At 42.7% G+C, this 16,361-nt stretch carries 12 protein-coding genes; 7 read left to right on the forward strand and 5 right to left on the reverse strand.

Features of this window, described 5'->3' with window-relative positions:
* Window positions 1-33: 33 nt before the first annotated feature.
* Window positions 34-1,197 carry a BamA/TamA family outer membrane protein gene (locus VCA1004_RS13010; RefSeq protein WP_232012676.1) on the forward strand — a complete coding sequence of 388 codons (1,164 nt, stop codon included), beginning with the start codon at window positions 34-36 and terminating at the stop codon, window positions 1,195-1,197.
* Between the two features lie 108 nt (window positions 1,198-1,305).
* Here VCA1004_RS13010 and VCA1004_RS13015 read toward each other — a convergent pair whose 3' ends face one another.
* From VCA1004_RS13015 to tesA, 4 genes are all read right to left on the reverse strand, one after another.
* Window positions 1,306-1,887 (reverse strand): M48 metallopeptidase family protein, encoded by a 582-nt coding sequence (locus VCA1004_RS13015; RefSeq protein WP_086980873.1) that lies wholly within the window; start codon window positions 1,885-1,887, stop codon window positions 1,306-1,308.
* 126 nt (window positions 1,888-2,013) lie between these two features.
* The gene (locus VCA1004_RS13020; protein ID WP_086980874.1) at window positions 2,014-3,672 is read right to left on the reverse strand and encodes an ABC-ATPase domain-containing protein; all 1,659 of its coding nucleotides are present in this window, start codon (window positions 3,670-3,672) and stop codon (window positions 2,014-2,016) included.
* A 175-nt stretch (window positions 3,673-3,847) separates the two neighbouring features.
* Complete coding sequence (gene fabV / locus VCA1004_RS13025; RefSeq protein ID WP_086980875.1) at window positions 3,848-5,047, reverse strand: enoyl-ACP reductase FabV; 1,200 nt, start codon at window positions 5,045-5,047, stop codon at window positions 3,848-3,850.
* Window positions 5,048-5,273: 226 nt separating this feature from the next.
* Window positions 5,274-5,882, reverse strand: coding sequence for a multifunctional acyl-CoA thioesterase I/protease I/lysophospholipase L1 (tesA, locus tag VCA1004_RS13030; RefSeq protein ID WP_086980876.1), 609 nt, complete (start codon window positions 5,880-5,882; stop codon window positions 5,274-5,276).
* On the opposite strand from tesA, the gene VCA1004_RS13035 reads away from it, so the two are divergent.
* The 3 genes from VCA1004_RS13035 (at window position 5,881) to VCA1004_RS13045 (ending at window position 10,984) form a co-directional block, all read left to right on the forward strand.
* Window positions 5,881-6,627: an ABC transporter ATP-binding protein gene (locus VCA1004_RS13035; protein WP_086980877.1), complete on the forward strand. Its 747-nt coding sequence runs from the start codon at window positions 5,881-5,883 to the stop codon at window positions 6,625-6,627. The two genes, tesA and VCA1004_RS13035, sit on opposite strands and share 2 nt — an antisense overlap.
* Window positions 6,624-9,104 carry an ABC transporter permease gene (locus VCA1004_RS13040; RefSeq protein WP_086980878.1) on the forward strand — a complete coding sequence of 827 codons (2,481 nt, stop codon included), beginning with the start codon at window positions 6,624-6,626 and terminating at the stop codon, window positions 9,102-9,104. Before VCA1004_RS13035 ends, VCA1004_RS13040 begins: the two co-directional genes overlap by 4 nt.
* A gap of 416 nt (window positions 9,105-9,520) precedes the next feature.
* Entirely contained in the window at window positions 9,521-10,984 is a 1,464-nt protein-coding gene (locus VCA1004_RS13045; protein WP_086980879.1) for an FAD-dependent oxidoreductase, read from the forward strand.
* Window positions 10,985-11,182: 198 nt separating this feature from the next.
* Here VCA1004_RS13045 and VCA1004_RS13050 read toward each other — a convergent pair whose 3' ends face one another.
* Complete coding sequence (locus tag VCA1004_RS13050; protein WP_232012677.1) at window positions 11,183-12,088, reverse strand: endonuclease/exonuclease/phosphatase family protein; 906 nt, start codon at window positions 12,086-12,088, stop codon at window positions 11,183-11,185.
* A 262-nt stretch (window positions 12,089-12,350) separates the two neighbouring features.
* Here VCA1004_RS13050 and nrdD point away from each other — a divergent pair, with 262 nt between their 5' ends.
* From nrdD to VCA1004_RS13065, 3 genes are all read left to right on the forward strand, one after another.
* On the forward strand, window positions 12,351-14,489 hold the full coding sequence (nrdD, locus tag VCA1004_RS13055) for an anaerobic ribonucleoside-triphosphate reductase (protein WP_086980880.1): 2,139 nt from the start codon (window positions 12,351-12,353) through the stop codon (window positions 14,487-14,489).
* A gap of 19 nt (window positions 14,490-14,508) precedes the next feature.
* Window positions 14,509-14,979 (forward strand): anaerobic ribonucleoside-triphosphate reductase-activating protein, encoded by a 471-nt coding sequence (gene nrdG, locus VCA1004_RS13060; RefSeq protein ID WP_086980881.1) that lies wholly within the window; start codon window positions 14,509-14,511, stop codon window positions 14,977-14,979.
* A 178-nt stretch (window positions 14,980-15,157) separates the two neighbouring features.
* Entirely contained in the window at window positions 15,158-16,357 is a 1,200-nt protein-coding gene (locus tag VCA1004_RS13065; RefSeq protein ID WP_086980882.1) for an amino acid aminotransferase, read from the forward strand.
* Window positions 16,358-16,361 lie beyond the last annotated feature (4 nt).

A 16,361-nucleotide genomic window follows, 5' to 3' on the forward strand; every position in this document is an offset into this window, starting at 1 on the left:
TTGCACGATGAAACGACATCATAAGGATACATGATGCCTAAACAGACACTTTGGTTACTCGCTTCACTTTGTTTTCCGTCTTCTTTATTCGCCGCATCCTTTATGGACCCTTTAGATGGGCAATTGGATATGAGTGAAGTGATTGCTGATAATCCCTATGCCTTTTTGCCAGTCCCAATTATTTTAACGGAACCGGCGATTGGTTATGGTGGAGGCTTTTTTGGTATGTTTTTGCATGAATCCGAAGCGGCACGTGAAAAGCGTAAGCAAATGGCGTTGCAAGCGGTGGATGGTGGCGTGAGCCTTATTCCGCCTAATTTTACCGTTGTGGGGGGAGCGGCTACCGAAAATGGCACTTGGTTTACAGGGGCTGCTCATCGTCATACCTGGCTCAATGACCGCATTCGTTATTTAGGTGCATTGGGTTATGCCAATATTAATATCGATATATTTCATGATTTTAACCACCTTTCGGCCGATAGGAACCTGGCTTTTCAGAGTCAAACCGAAGGCTATGGCGGGGTGCAAAAGTTGCAGTTTAAAGTGGCCAATACTCATCTGTATTTAGGGGTATCACAATTGTGGTTTCATACTAAGATTGGCGCTAAAGAGCCACTAATTAATGATGCATTACATCAAGTCTTAGGGGATTCCAGTACTTCATCGGCGTTAGGAATGATTGCGCAATACGATTCACGTAATAATTTATTTTATCCAACTCAAGGTGGAACGGCGAAAGCTGAATATCTTTGGTATCGAGATGGGTTTGGCAGTGATTACCATTTTAATACGTTAACCTTAGATGGCCATTACTTTTTTCCTCTTGCGGATAAATGGACATTAGGTGTGGCGGGTAACTATCAGTCTTTAACTCATGCCGATAAAAATTTACCACCACTAGCACGGCCATATATTAATATGCGAGGAATTTCTCGTTATCGTTATCAAGGCGATTACGTATTAACGACACAAACTCAGCTTATGTGGCAAGTCACTCCTCGCTGGTCATTGCATGGATTTGTAGGGGCTGGCAGTGTGGCTGAAGAGGCGCACGACTTATATAAAGAGACTGAATTTGCCTATGGAACGGGCTTTCGTTATTTGATCGCACGTCGCTTTGGGCTACACACAGGTATTGATTTAGCCTTTAGTGATGAAGATACGGCATTTTATTTTAATGTTGGCTCTGGGTTCTAAGCCAGTCTTTAACTAACCTGAGTTGTAGATAAAAGTGTCACAATAATAAGTCTAACCCGCTGAATGCTTAAGAAGCTTAACGCTTAGAGGTGTTTAAGTACGCGGAGGTTATTTCACCAATAATTCTTTGTAAGTTAAATATAAACGGGCATCAAATTCCAACTGATGATAATCCGGCTCCATGTGGCAGCAGAGGGCATAAAATGCTTTATTGTGATCTTTTTCTTTAATGTGCGCCAGTTCATGAACCACCAGCATTCGCAATAAGGGCTCTGGAGCATCTTTAAAAATGGAAGCAATACGAATTTCATTTTTGGCTTTAAGTTTGCCACCGTGATTGCGTGATACAAAGCTATGCAGACCCAGCGCATGATTGACCACATGAATTTTGGGATCATAAATGACTTTGGATAACGGCGATGACTTTTTCAAATAGCGGTTTTTTAGCGCCATAGTGTAGTCATATAAGGCTTTTTCGGTTTGAATAGTATGTCGTTGTGGGTATTTGTTTTCGACCCATTTTGCCAGTTTACCCTGTTGAATCAAGGTGTCCACTTGGCTTAACACGGCATCGGGATAGCCTTGTAAATATTTCAATTTTTCAGACTTTTGTTTTTCAGACCTGTGCTTTTCAAGCCATTTTTCTTCAGGTAATTGCTTTCCTGGCCGCTGTTTTCCAGATGATGACATAGTGACTCCGCTATCGCACACGGGGTGTATGCAGATAGCTCATATACAGACAGTTCATAGATAGGCCGCTTATATACAAGTGGTTCATATACAAGCGGAAACCTAAGGTTAATGTTGAATCTTTAACTAGCTAGACTCGCCTTTAAATTGCGCTTTGCGTAAACGATTTAATACCGCCATGACATCTAAAGTGCGTGGCTTAGCTAAATCACCATTATTAGGCATGCTTTGATGCCAGTTACCATTCAAGGCTTGCTCAAAGATCTTCGCAGGATCGTTGCTCCAGCCAGGTTGTTGTGATAATTGGAACCATAACCAACCAATCGCATTGAGTTCGCTGGTGGATTCAATTTGCTCTAACGCCGTTACATCCACATGCTCTTTACCAAAACGTAGAGTATGAGTGCCTTTACCTTGGATTCGGAATTTTCCTTCCGCGAGAATTTTTTGCAAACAAGCATTATTAAAGGCGCGAGCTGGGTGCATGATTAAAGGGGTTTCTGACTCAGATTGGCGTTGGCTAGGGTGTTGTTTCACCACATCTTTAGCTTTCGCGGTCACATCTAAAATTTGATAATCGTGCATTTGGATGACGGTATCGGCCACATCAAAGTAATCACCAGAACCGCCCATCACAATGATGGAAGACACATCATATTCATCGCGTAGCTGCCCAATACGATCAACTAATGGGGTAATGGGTTCATCACCTTTACTCACCAAGGCTTGCATACGTTCATCACGGATCATGAAGTTAGTTGCCGAAGTGTCTTCATCAATCAATAGGGTTGAGGCACCCGCTTCTAGTGACTCTTGTAGCCAAGCCGCTTGAGAGGTTGAACCTGACGCATCTTGCGTGGAAAAATCAGCCGTGTCCTTACCCATAGGAAGATGATTTATGTAATTGGATAAGTTCAAATGATGAACACTACGCCCATCTTCAGCTCGAATTTTCATTGCTTGTGGGTCGGTGACAATGTATTCACGACCATCGCCAGGGATATGATCATAGATCGAACGTTCAATAGCGGTAAGCAGTGTTGATTTACCATGAAATCCGCCACCAACAATCAGAGTGATACCTTTCGGGACGCCAAGACCGCGAATTTTGCCTTGATGCGGTGTGTCTAGAGTGATGGCGAGTGAATCGGGTGCGGAAACGGCGATGGCCTCTTTCATTGGTAAATCGCAATCACCAGAAACGCGAGGTAAGACGCTGCCATCTGCGACAAATGCCACTAAGTTATGGCTAGCTAACTGACGACGTAACGCGACTTGGTCTTCCACAACCTCACAGTGACGTTGTAAAGCTTCCATATCGATTTCACGAGCAATAGTTGAACGACGGATAAATTTCGGTAAATGGAAGGTTAAGATGTTAATGGCTTTTTTGCCAAGAATTTGTCGACCATCGGCAGGTAAATTGACTCGAAAGCGTAATTCAATTCCTTCTTCATCAAAAATCACGGCAGTATGATCAAGTACGCTTTGCCCATTAAAGGCCATATCTACCGAGGCTTCTGGTTGAGCCAATTGTGAAAAATATCGCGCAATATAATCACGAGCCGCGCGTTGATAATCTTCCGATTTTTCGCGTAACCATTGCAGGTCAGTGAGCGACCAAGCACGACGAGCTCGTAATCGTGAGGCGGTGGCATGAGGATCGGCTTGAACCGTATCAATGAAAAGGTCGAAATCAGTAAAATCATACTGCCCTTTGATTTGTTGGTAAGCACGATAATTTTGTTTTTCGATATTTTTCAGTTTGAAGATCAGCGTATCCATAGAATTCCAGTACTGCTTATGATGAGAAGGTTTGCGAATAGGGGGATTATACTCAAGTCACCTCAAGATGCGAGTTTTCACGCCGCGATAAAAAACGCCTCTGCTCTGATTTAATATTCAGAGCAAAGGAGAAGAGTTGACTTGCGGTTGGAGAGGGGTAATTCAAACCCTCTAATTATGGCTGTAAAGTGCTTAACTGCTCGATATCAATGTCTTGTTGGTAGTCAACATTGGTAATGTTAAAGCCATTTAGTTGCATAAATTCTTGCTTATAACCTTGATAGTCACCAACTTCTTTGAAATTGCTGGCATTCATTTGAGCCATCAATTCCGCCACACGTTGTTGGACACTTGGTTTCATTTCCCAATCATCCATACGAATCAAACGTTCTGAATCAACCGGAATAGGCTCGTGGTTATACAATTTGTCACTGAACAGACGTTGCATTTGTTCAATACAGCCTTCATGAGTCCCATCTTCTTTCATCGCTTTGTAAAGGGCGATGATATAAGGGGTGAAGGTTGGAATGAAAACACTGGCTTTAGTCACGAGTGCTTTACACACAGTAGCATGAGCTGAGCCGTTAAAGTTGGCTAATTTTAAGTTTAATGAATGGCTGGCTTGGTGGAGATCAACCTTTGCCCAGCCTAAGGTGCCATCACGATAAATCGGGAAGGTTGCCTCTGAGCCAATGTAAGAAAAGGCAATGGTTTTACAGCCTTCAGCAATCGATTCAGCGTTGATTAAAGTATCGACCCAAGATTCCCAATCTGAACCACCCATCACTTTAATGGTTGATTCAATTTCTTGTTGTGTCGCTGATTCGATTTGTGTTTCAACCCACTCGTCATTTTCCAATGTGATGGTTGCACCTGTGACGCTGTCACCAATAGGCTTAATGCTTGATACCCACGCTTCGCCAGTATTTGGGTTAGGGCGCATACCCGAGGCAAGACTATAGATAATCAAATCGACTTCACCTTCAAAATAGGTTTCAATCGCTTCAATAACTTGATCGCGAGTATCTTGCGAGAAAGCATCCCCAATGATATTGACGGCGGTACGGCCTTCTTTTTCCGCTTCTTGTTTGAAGAAGATATTATTATACCAGCCTGCGGTCCCTACGCCCTTATCAGAAGGGCCTCGTTCAAAAGAGACACCGATCGTGTCGGCTTGGCTGCCACCAAAAGTTAGAGCAATACGTGCCGCGAGACCAAAACCAGAAGAAGCGCCTAAAATTAATACACGTTTTGGACCATTTTTGATTTGAGACGCGTTTTTAGCAAATTGGATTTGGTTCTGGATTGATGCTTCACATCCGTATGGATGGGCACTACGGGCAACCACGCCTTTAATGATAGGTTCAATGACCATACGTTATCCTTTAATAATTATTGTCATGATCGAATAATGACTAGGATAAGGATTGTTGCAGTTAAAAATATTGAGCTGACAGGGTATAAAGGGCGATTTGTTGTGGTTAATTAAAAAAAAATTGTTTCAGATCATGAATTTTTATGTGATATACCGCACAAAAATATCCAGAATTGTTGGATATCTCACCACTTTGCAAGAGTTTTAAATTAAGAAGGCTGCACGCTCAGAGAATCAAAGTTAACTCAGAGGCTATAAATTGCGCGATCCACGGTTGGGCTTCGGGCTTTGGATGTAATCCATCTTGCATCATCCACTCTTTTTTTACGATCACTTGTTCAAGAAAAAACGGTAACAAGGGAATATCTTGCTGCTTCGCTAGGTCTGGGTATACATTAGCAAAGGCTTGGGTGTAACGTTTACCATAATTGGGCGGCACCATGATTTGCATTAAAGCCACTTGGCTGCCAGCAGCTTTACTTTGTTGAATAAGTTGCTGCAAATTTTGTTTAATGGTCGCGGGAGGGAATCCACGTAAACCGTCATTGGCACCGAGCTCGATGACAACCCAATCTGGCTGGTGTTGTTTTAAAAGTGCCGGTAAACGTTGTAAACCATTACCAGTGGTATCCCCAGAGATGCTGCCATTGATGACTTGAGCTTCTATGCCGTTTTGTTTTAACTCTTGGGGTAAAAGAGAGGGCCAACTTTGTTCAATCGCCATTTGGTAGCCAGCGCTTAAGCTATCACCTAAGATCAAAATAGTGGTTTTTGAAGCGGCTTGTGGAATGGAAGAAAAACACAATACAAAAATTAAGGATAACATTCTCATCATGACTCAATCACCTATTCAACACACTGTAGCGGATAACATTCAGGCAGCATCGGATAATCGCGTGCTCTCAAACGATATCGTTATACACGCCCAATCGGTTTCAAAATCCGTTTCTACCGCTAAAGAGCATTTAACCATATTAAAAGGCGTGAACCTAGCCATTTGCGCAGGAGAAAGCGTGGCAATTGTCGGTACATCTGGGGCGGGGAAATCGACCTTGATGACTTTATTAGCGGGATTAGATACACCCAGCCACGGAGAGATTAGTTTGTTAGGGCAATCTCTTTCTTCGATGGATGATGAACAGCGAGCGGCCTTACGCAGTGAAGCGATTGGTTTTGTGTTTCAAAGTTTTTTATTGATCCCAACCTTAACCGCTTTAGAAAACGTCACCTTGCCTTGTTTATTGCGTGGTGAAAAAGAAAATATAGAAAGAGCCACTCATTTGTTGACTGAAGTTGGCTTGAAGGAGCGCTTGAACCATACTCCAGCGCAATTGTCCGGAGGAGAACAACAACGAGTGGCATTAGCGCGCGCTTTCATGATTAAACCGACGATTTTGTTTGCTGATGAGCCAACCGGAAACTTGGACCAACTCACCGCCGCTAAGATCGTAGAGCAACTGTTTGAGTTGAATCGAGCCCATAACACCACCTTAGTTTTAGTGACGCACGATAATGAGTTAGCCCAACGTTGTGACCGTATTGTTCACATGCAAGCGGGTGAGTTGGAGGAACAGGCATGACGAAAGCGTTACACGTTGCCTCACAAGAGCGCACACACCAGCGGGCCACATTACCCAATCAAGCCTTATTAAAGTGGGGGTGGCGAGAAATTCGCTTTGGGCAACTATGGCCGATTGCGATTGCGCTCACCTTAATTATTGCGTGTGTGTTTGGGTTAGCCGCCTTAGCTGACCGAATGGATCAGGTGGTCGAGACTCAAGGGAAAAATGCCTTAACAGCCGACACCGTATTTCGCTCGTCCAACCCTTTGCCAGACACTTTACTCGAATCGGCCAAAAAACAGTCATTGCAAACCGCCACATTAACCCGTTTTGCCACCATGGCGTTTAGCGATAAAAGCATGCAGCTAGTGACAGTGAAAGCGGTGGATAGTGCTTATCCATTACGTGGCGATATGCTTTTAAAAGGCGCGCAAGGTCAATTTTCTCATGTAAAGGGCAATCAATTATGGCTTGAGCCAAGAGTGATGCAACAATTACAAGTGACAATTGGTGACAATGTCACTATTGGGGGTGCAGATTTCAAAGTGTCAGGAGAAGTGCTGCAAGAGCCCGGCTTAGCCTTTAATCCATTCCAGCAAATGCCCAGCGTGTATATTCATCAAGCCGATGTCGCAAAAACCGGTGCTGTACAAGTGGGCAGTCGTGTCAGCTTTCGTTTATTTATTAATGGTAATACACAACAAATTGCACAATTAAAACAAGCTGTAACCTTAACCCCTAGTGACCGCTGGGTTGATGAAGATTCGCAAAGCCGCACTTCTGAAGTGTTTAATAAAACCAAGCAATATTTATCGCTAACTGTAGCGATTGTTATTGTAATGGCTGCGATCACCTTGGTTTTGACGTGTCAGCATTATGTGTCCAGTCGTCGACAAACTATCGCGATGTTAAAAAGCTTAGGAGCACAAAAGGCTTGGCTACGTCGTTGGTTAACCATCCAAATCACCAGTTTATTTGCTTTAGGTATTGTTTTTGGCTCTCTGATTGGCGTGTTGTTAGAAATGCTGTTGAGGATCCCTTTAACCGATGTGCTTCCTGATCCACTACCAAGTTATGGGTTTGCACCGTTTTTACTGGCGGTGGGAACGTGTCTAACGATTGGCATTCCTGCGTTGGGTATTCCTTTAATCGGATTACTCAATACCTCAGCCGCTTCCGTCATGCAGCCAACGAGTGGCAATATTCCTCGTAAAGCTTGGTTGTTGGTGTTATTGCCAGTGAGTTTGTTAATGCTGGTGTATGGCAGCAATACTTTAGTTTGGATAATACTGGCCAGTATCTTAGCTTTATTTGTGGTGTTAGGCGGGCTTAGCTTAGGTTTAGTGCGCGGCATGCAGTTTTTACCGGCCTCACCGGCGTTGAAATTAGCTTTAAGTCGGATTAATCGCTCATCGGTTGCCAGTGGTATTCAATTTGGGGCGTTGGCGCTGTCTTTAATGCTCATTTCGATTATTTGGTTAGTACGTAGTGATTTATTGAGTGACTGGCAACAAACCTTACCTAAGGATGCGCCAAATGTGTTTGCTATCAATATTGCACCTTATGAAAAAGATCGTTATTTACAACACCTTGATAAACAACAATTAGTGCGCTCGGAAGCCTATCCCATCATTCGTGGCCGGTTAAGTGACATCAATGGAGTGGCGGCCAAAGAGTATGCCGATGGGGAAGACAGCAGCGATTCATTACGACGAGAACTTAACTTTACTTGGGCCAATCATTTGCCAGAAACGAATGAAGTGTTAGCTGGGCAATGGGGAGCAACTGGCAGTGTCTCGGTGGAATCGGATGTCGCGCAAGACTTGGGCCTACAAATTGGAGATGAGCTTTCGTTTGTGATCAGTAGCCAAACGGTTACCGCAAAAGTTAACACTATCCGTAAAGTACATTGGCGTGAAATGAAGCCTAACTTTTATTTTATTTTTACTCCTGATGTGTTGGAAAACATCCCCGGTACCTGGTTGGTGAGTTTTAAAGCGCCAGCCGGCAATGCCCAACAAACGAATGCATTTTTGAACCAGTTAGCGCGAGATTTCCCTACCGTGAGCTTGATGGATATTCGTACTATGGCCAGTAAAATCCAAGTGCTATTAACGCAAATCGTATGGTCTATTACTGTGTTGGCGGGGTTGGCGGTCGTAGCGGGACTATTGCTTATTTTTACCTTGTTACGATTAAGCCTGTCACAACGACAAGATGAAATTCGCCTATACCGAACCTTAGGCGCAAGTAAAAAGCGCATTACCAAAACCGTATGGTATGAATACGGTATCATGGCGTTGATCGCCGGGTTAGTCGCCAGCTTCGGGGCGGAATCTAGCGTCGCAAGTTTAATGAAGTGGGGCTTTGAATTAGAACCTACTTGGCATTTTGGTTTATGGATAGGCTTACCTGTCATTGCTTTTATGATATTAGGCTTGGTATTACAAACCTTGATAAAGCAGTTACTCATCCCTGTTAATAAGGCGAGTTGAAGCGATAAAAATCAGAAAAACAAATTAAGTTATCCACAAAAACGGTGGATAAATATCGGGATAACTTAAGTTAAGAAAATGCTTGATTCGCTTGTAAGCCACAACAGAGTTTGCTTAGCGAAATTCGGTTATTCACATTGAATATTTTTTCTAAAAGTGAATAGATTCAGTCAAGTGATTTTTGTGATTTTTTGAATCTAGGACGTGAATATTGGGCGTCATGCTTAAAAAGGAAGATTTCGCTTTTTTATCGGTCTCGCGATTGATATTTTTTTAATCAATTAACGGGGGTAATGGAAATTTTACTCGAAATATTTGACCAAAATGCTAGGGTATTAAGACTTTAGTCGTAGATGCAAGAGTGGGAGTCCGTTATCCACTCAGTTTTGAATAGTTGTAGGAAGTATTAAAAGCGTATGACTTCTCCTCATATCGGTATCATTGGCGGTGGAATCGCAGGTTCAACCGCTGCCCTTCATTTCGCCGAACAAGGTTTTCAGGTCTCTATCTTTGAACGAGGTCCCAGCTTAGTGGATGGTCCGCCTATTTGTCATTTGCACGCAGGGGGGAATTTATACCGTGAAATTTCACAACAACAATGTATTCAGTTGCTTAAAGAGTCGATTGAGACAGTTAAGTTGTATAAACACACCATGAATGTGCGACCAACGGTGATTGCGGTACCGATTCAAGATAAAGGGCAACCGGAAGAATTATTACCGCGTTTACAAATTATTCGTCAAGCCTACCAAGAGTTAGTGGCTCAAGATGCTAGTAATCAAGTTCTGGGTGAACCGAATCACTATTTTAAGCTTTATTCAAAGTCTGAATTGGAAGAATTAGCGTTATTTAATGAGCCTGATCCAAGCACGTTAACGGCAAAAAGTTTAGACGAATGGATGATACCGTTTGCACGAAATGTGGATCTCGAGACGTTGAAGTTCCCAGTGGTCTTAGTTCAAGAATATGGATTGAGTGTTTTTCGCCTCTCCGCCACTGTGAAATTGGCATTAGCGCAGCTTTCACATTGCCATGTACATACTCAAACGCAAGTTACGGGAGTCTCTCAACATGGCGAGCAATGGCAAATCCATTCTCAACCATACGAGCAATCTCAACTTTCAGATAGTGCTCAAACGGATACCACGACGGTCGATTATTTGATTAATGCCTCTGGCTATCAAACCGGTGTAATTGATGATTGGGTTCAAGCTCCCCGTTCGCGATTAGTCGAATTTAAAGCCGCGTATGTTACGCATTGGGCACAAGGGAGCGCATTATGGCCTGAAGTGATTTTTCATGGCGAGCGAGGAACCCCACAAGGCATGGCACAGCTAACGCCATATCCTGATGGTTATTTCCAACTGCATGGAATGACAGAAAATATTACTTTATTTGATGATGGGGTGGCAGCATCAACCCAAGAAAGCTCTCAACCTAAGTTACCGGAATATTTGGTCAATAAGATTATTCATGGTTGGAGTGAGCAGCAACAAAGTGAACGCACCCAGAAAGCGATTCATCACATGGCGCAATTTATTCCCAGTTTTGCATCGGCAACCATTGGTGGTAAACCTTTGTTTGGCGCTCAACAAATTCCAGGAACGGACATAACTTTACGTGCGGCCAGTGTGTCATTTGCCAAAGGTAATTACGCGCGTATGGAAATTGTAAAAGCTTCATCAGCGTTAGAAGCAGCTAAACAAATTGAGTTAGATCTGCGCAATAAAGGTTGGTTTGAGCCGCGAGAACGCACAGCATCGCGTGTTACGCATCAACTGGAGCCTCAACAGGTGGTTGAGGTGGCGTGCCAGTTAGCGCAACAAAGGCATTATCCTATTGCGCTGGCTAAAGTCGGCGGTGTCAACAAAGCGTCCTAGTTATCTACCGCTGAGGTTAATTAAATAACGACCAACGCACGTACAAGAAAGGTGGCGTGCGTTGGGTTTTGGGTTTTTAATCTTTCGTTTCTCGTTTCTCGTTTCTCGTTTCTCGTTTTTTGTTTCTCGTTTCTCGTTTTTTGTAATTCGCATTTTCATCTCTGTCATTGCTTTTTCTTTGCAATGGTTGTCATGCACCTATTTCGATGACTTTCTGAATTCTATTTGGCTAACCACAGGGCAATGATCACTAAGATGATGGTGTAAGGCTTCTTCTTGAGTGAATAAAATTTGCTCGGTGTCTCGGCTGAGGCTGGGTTTGCTCACGATAATATGGTCAATGAGATTCGGGTAACGATATAAACGCTTGGGATCTCGATTGGATTGAACTTGGCATCGTGCTTTGGTGGTGCGGGTTGCCAATTCAAGTTGATGTTCAATGCCATGTTGAAGTTGTTGCCATAACCAATCACCTGGATAAGCTAAATTATGATTAAAATCGCCTAAGACAATAAAAGCCTGTTGACGAGATAACCTTTGTTGCATCCATTGATTTAATTGTTGAGCTTGTTGTGCTAACTGACGACAGCTTCGACTGCGTTTTTTGGCCGCAGCACATCCTTGCTTTAAATGGACTGCAAGTAAATGAATATCCGGGCCAGTGGATTTACGTACAATGAGATAACTGGCAAACCGTAATTTAGAGTTGGGTAATAATTCAATATCTTGTGGATCGCTAACGTGCCAATCAGAAGAGATTGCAAACCCGGTGTATTGATTCAAATCGTTAAATTGTTTGTGAGGGGTTAAAGAGCGATCCGAAAGGTAAATCTGGTAACCCGAGCCCACGACTTGTTCGATGGCCGCTTTTGAATCGACTTCTTGAAAAGCCAAAATATCGGGTGCGATTTGACGAAATTTTTGATTCAGTAAATGAAAGTCTTGAGCAGTACGCTGACTGGCGGTAATGGATGAAGAAGGGGAAGTCGTCAACCATTCAATATTCCAGCTAGCCACCTTAATTGGCTCAGCAGAAACCCGCGCTGAAAGCAAGATAAACGCGCCCAACAAGAGTAATTGATACCACTTATTTTTCATTCGCATAACGGTCTCATCATTTCGTTAATAATGTTTTTAATATGAAGATAAAATTTAACATAGCGAGCGGGATTTGCGTTTTTCTTTCACACATTACTTGCAAAATTGTGAGAGAAAATACTTGCAAAAAAAGATCTTTTGTCTCCCCTGAGATCTATTGATTTAGATCAATATTGAATAGTGTGGAAAATTCATAATGGCACAATATATTGTGTCTACGGCATTTTTTTTGTCTATATCATGAATTTTTTTTGGAGGCAAGGTTAGGATGAGTCATTTAATTGTTATAAAAAGGGACGGTTCTAAAGCCTTATTTCAGCAAGATCGAATTGTTGCAGCGGTACTAAGTGCCTCTGATACGGTCGATGAAAAGCTGAAAGAATACGCCCAACAATTAGCTGGCTGTGTTGAGCAACGTTTAGCGGAAAGCGAGACTGACTATCCTGAAGGTATCCACATTCAAGATATTCAAACGATGGTAGAAAACTACTTGATGCAAGGTGAATATAAATCACTGGCTCGCCATTACATTGAATATCGTCATGACCGTGATGTTGCGCGTGAAAAATCCAGCGCATTGACCAGAGAAATTGAAGGTTTAATTGAACAAAACAATACCGATTTATTGAATGAGAATGCCAATAAAGACGGTAAAGTGATCCCAACTCAGCGTGACTTGTTAGCGGGTATCGTAGCTAAACACTATGCAAAACAACACATTTTGCCGCGTGATATCGTACATGCACATGAGTCGGGTGATATTCATTATCACGATCTAGATTACGCCCCATTTTTCCCTATGTTCAACTGCATGTTAATCGACCTTGAAGGGATGTTAACTCGTGGCTTTAAAATGGGTAATGCTGAGATTGATACTCCAAAATCAATTTCAACGGCCACAGCAGTGACGGCACAAATTATTGCGCAAGTGGCTAGCCACATCTATGGCGGTACTACCATTAACCGTATTGATGAAATTCTCGAACCTTACGTGTTAGCGAGTCATCAAAAGCAACTGAAATTAGCGCAAGAGTGGGATATTTCAAACCCACAAGAATTTGCCCGTAAACAAACGGAAAAAGAGTGTTATGACGCGTTCCAATCACTCGAGTATGAAGTGAATACGTTGCATACGGCGAACGGCCAAACTCCATTTGTGACCTTTGGTTTCGGTTTGGGAGACACTTGGGCCTGTAAACTGATCCAAGAATCTATTTTACGTAACCGTATTGCCGGTTTAGGTAAAAACCGTAAGACCGCAGTTTTCCCCAAATTAGTGTTTGCGATCCGTGATGGCTTGAACCATAAACCAAGTGATCCTCACTATGACATCAAGCAATTGGCTTTAGAGTGCGCCTCTAAACGTATGTACCCAGATATTCTTAACTACGACAAAGTGGTGGATGTGACTGGGTCGTTCAAAACACCAATGGGTTGTCGAAGCTTCCTCAATACTTATGAAGAAGATGGTAAATTGATCCATGATGGCCGAAATAACCTAGGTGTGGTGAGTTTGAACTTACCGCGCGTGGCAATTGAAGCGCAAGGTGACGAAGCCCGTTTCTATGAGATTTTGAAGCAAAAACTGCAGTTAGCTCGTCGTGCTTTAGATACGCGTATTAATCGTTTAGAAAACGTTAAGGCTCGAGTCGCTCCTATCTTGTATATGGAAGGGGCATGTGGCGTACGCTTAAATGCTGACGATAATGTGGCTGAAATCTTTAAAAATGGCCGTGCATCGATTTCTCTTGGTTATATTGGGATCCACGAAACCGTGTGTGCTTTATTTGGCACGGAACAGCACGTTTATGATGATGAAACCTTGCGCTTCAAAGCGATTAAGATCATTGATTTTATGAAGCAACATGTTGAAGCTTGGACGGCGGAAACTGGCTATGCCTTTAGCTTATACGGCACGCCAAGTGAAAACTTATGCAGTCGTTTTTGTCGTTTAGATGCGAAACAATTTGGTGTGATTGAAAATGTAACGGATAAAGGGTACTACACCAACAGTTTCCACCTTGACGTACAAAAGAAAGTCACGCCATACGATAAGATTGACTTTGAAATGCCGTATCCAGAAATCTCAAGTGGTGGTTTCATTTGTTATGGTGAATTTCCAAACATGCAACATAACATTGAAGCCCTTGAAAACGTTTGGGATTATAGCTATCACCGTGTGCCATATTACGGAACCAATACGCCGATCGATGAATGCTATGAATGTGGTTATACTGGAGAGTTTGAATGCACCAGTAAAGGTTTTACGTGTCCTAAGTGCGGTAATCATGACTCAAGCAAAGTGTCCGTGACTCGTCGTGTATGTGGTTACTTAGGGAGCCCTGATGCGCGCCCATTTAATGATGGTAAGCAAGAAGAAGTAAAACGTCGCGTTAAGCATTTATAAAGTTGGTGAATCCGTCTCGATGAATATTTCTCAATATTATGCTGTTGATGTGATTAATGGCCCAGGTACTCGTTGTACTTTGTTTGTGTCTGGTTGCATTCATCAATGTAAAGGTTGCTATAACAAAAGTACTTGGTCTTTACGCTCTGGGGTAGAATTTACTCAGGAGTATGAAGATGCCATTATTCGAGATCTGCAAGATAGTAGAATATTTCGTCGCGGCTTATCGTTATCGGGTGGCGATCCGCTGCATCCGAGTAATGTACCAGCGGTATTGAAGCTGGTTCAGCGGGTTCGTACGGAATGTCCAAGCAAAGATATTTGGATGTGGACGGGGTACACATTGAGTGAGTTGTCACCGGCGCAACAACAAGTGGTGCAATATATTGATGTGTTAGTCGATGGTAAATTTGAACAAGCCTTAGCCGATCCAAGTTTGCAATGGCGTGGCAGCAGCAATCAAGTTGTTCATTATTTGACGGATAAATAAGCCAACGCACAATACACTATTATTGAAATCGATGAGTTCGTGAGATCTCATCGATTTTTTTATGGAGCTTAGTTTCGGTTAATGATAATTTGAGTTTTTATTTATCAATGTTCTCGTGGAGGTATTCATTCAATGTTATGCCTTGATAGAACGTTCATTATCACAGGGTTGTGTATTCATGCTTTCTCATCTTTCTGCGCCTCAACAAGATCCCATTTTGTCATTATCCGTGGCTTATCGTAATGATCCTCGTGCTGAAAAAGTCGATCTCGGTATAGGGGTATATAAAAATAGCCAAGGCCAAACGCCAATCATGGCCGCGATTAAACAAGCTCAACAACAGCAAGCCGAACAACAAACCACTAAAGCTTATGTCGGATTGGCGGGATGTGAAGAATTCAACCAATGTATGGTGGATTTATTGCTGAAAGGCACTGCGGCTTATTCTCGTGTCTCGGCTATTCAAACGCCGGGGGCGAGTGGAGCGCTAAGAATGCTTGGGGATTTATTGAAAATTGCTGAGCCGGAGACCACGGTTTGGATCAGTAATCCAAGTTATGTTAACCATCGTCCGGTGATGGAAGCAGCAGGGCTGAAAGTTAAGTACTATCATTATTTTAATCCTGAAACTCGCCAAGTTGATTCGGATAAAATGTTGCAAGATCTGGCGCAAGCCGGGCCTAAAGATGTGGTGTTATTACATGGTTGCTGCCATAACCCGACTGGGGCTGATATCAGTTTTGACGATTGGCGTGCAATCACAGAGCTGGCTCAGAAAAATGGCTTTATTCCTTTTGTTGATATCGCCTATCAAGGTTTTGGTGATGGGTTAGCACAAGATGCTTTAGGGCTGCAGCACATGGCTAATCATGTAGAAGAAATGCTGATCACCACTTCTTGCTCGAAAAACTTTGGTTTATATCGAGAACGTACCGGAGCGGCGATTGTTATTGGCAAAAATATACAAGAAGCCAATAATGCCAAAGGTAAGTTACTGACCTTGGCTCGAGCAACGTATACGATGCCGCCCGATCATGGAGCAGATTTAGTCAAAACCGTATTACAATCTTCCGCATTAACCCAAGTGTGGCAGCAAGAATTGGTGGAGATGCAACAACGTTTAGTTGGTTTAAGGCAAGCCTTATGTCAAGAATTGGTCAGTCGCTATAATAATGAACAATTTGAGTTTATTAAATCACACAAAGGCATGTTCTCTGTGTTAGGATTTTCTAGCGATGAAATGACGCAATTACGTGAAGAATATGGCATTTATGGTGTTGGTGATGGCCGTATTAACATTGCAGGTCTTCAAGAAAAAGACATACAATATGTTGCGAATGCAATAAACACTCTCTCTACGCGTACTAATCTTAAATAGAGAC

The organism is Vibrio aphrogenes, from assembly GCF_002157735.2.
GTDB lineage: Bacteria > Pseudomonadota > Gammaproteobacteria > Enterobacterales > Vibrionaceae > Vibrio > Vibrio aphrogenes.

Bases quoted from the DNA above. Each gene is read 5' to 3' on its own strand.
- VCA1004_RS13015 (WP_086980873.1), bottom strand. From the start codon at position 1,887: ATGTCATCATCTGGAAAACAGCGGCCAGGAAAGCAATTACCTGAAGAA.
- fabV (WP_086980875.1), bottom strand. From the start codon at position 5,047: ATGGTCATTGAACCTATCATTAAAGGCGTGGTTGCCCGTAGTGCCCAT.
- VCA1004_RS13050 (WP_232012677.1), bottom strand. From the start codon at position 12,088: ATGCGAATGAAAAATAAGTGGTATCAATTACTCTTGTTGGGCGCGTTT.
- VCA1004_RS13010 (WP_232012676.1), top strand. From the start codon at position 34: ATGCCTAAACAGACACTTTGGTTACTCGCTTCACTTTGTTTTCCGTCT.
- nrdD (WP_086980880.1), top strand. From the start codon at position 12,351: ATGAGTCATTTAATTGTTATAAAAAGGGACGGTTCTAAAGCCTTATTT.
- VCA1004_RS13065 (WP_086980882.1), top strand. From the start codon at position 15,158: ATGCTTTCTCATCTTTCTGCGCCTCAACAAGATCCCATTTTGTCATTA.
- VCA1004_RS13035 (WP_086980877.1), top strand. From the start codon at position 5,881: ATGACTCAATCACCTATTCAACACACTGTAGCGGATAACATTCAGGCA.
- VCA1004_RS13045 (WP_086980879.1), top strand. From the start codon at position 9,521: ATGACTTCTCCTCATATCGGTATCATTGGCGGTGGAATCGCAGGTTCA.
- tesA (WP_086980876.1), bottom strand. From the start codon at position 5,882: ATGATGAGAATGTTATCCTTAATTTTTGTATTGTGTTTTTCTTCCATT.
- VCA1004_RS13040 (WP_086980878.1), top strand. From the start codon at position 6,624: ATGACGAAAGCGTTACACGTTGCCTCACAAGAGCGCACACACCAGCGG.
- nrdG (WP_086980881.1), top strand. From the start codon at position 14,509: ATGAATATTTCTCAATATTATGCTGTTGATGTGATTAATGGCCCAGGT.
- VCA1004_RS13020 (WP_086980874.1), bottom strand. From the start codon at position 3,672: ATGGATACGCTGATCTTCAAACTGAAAAATATCGAAAAACAAAATTAT.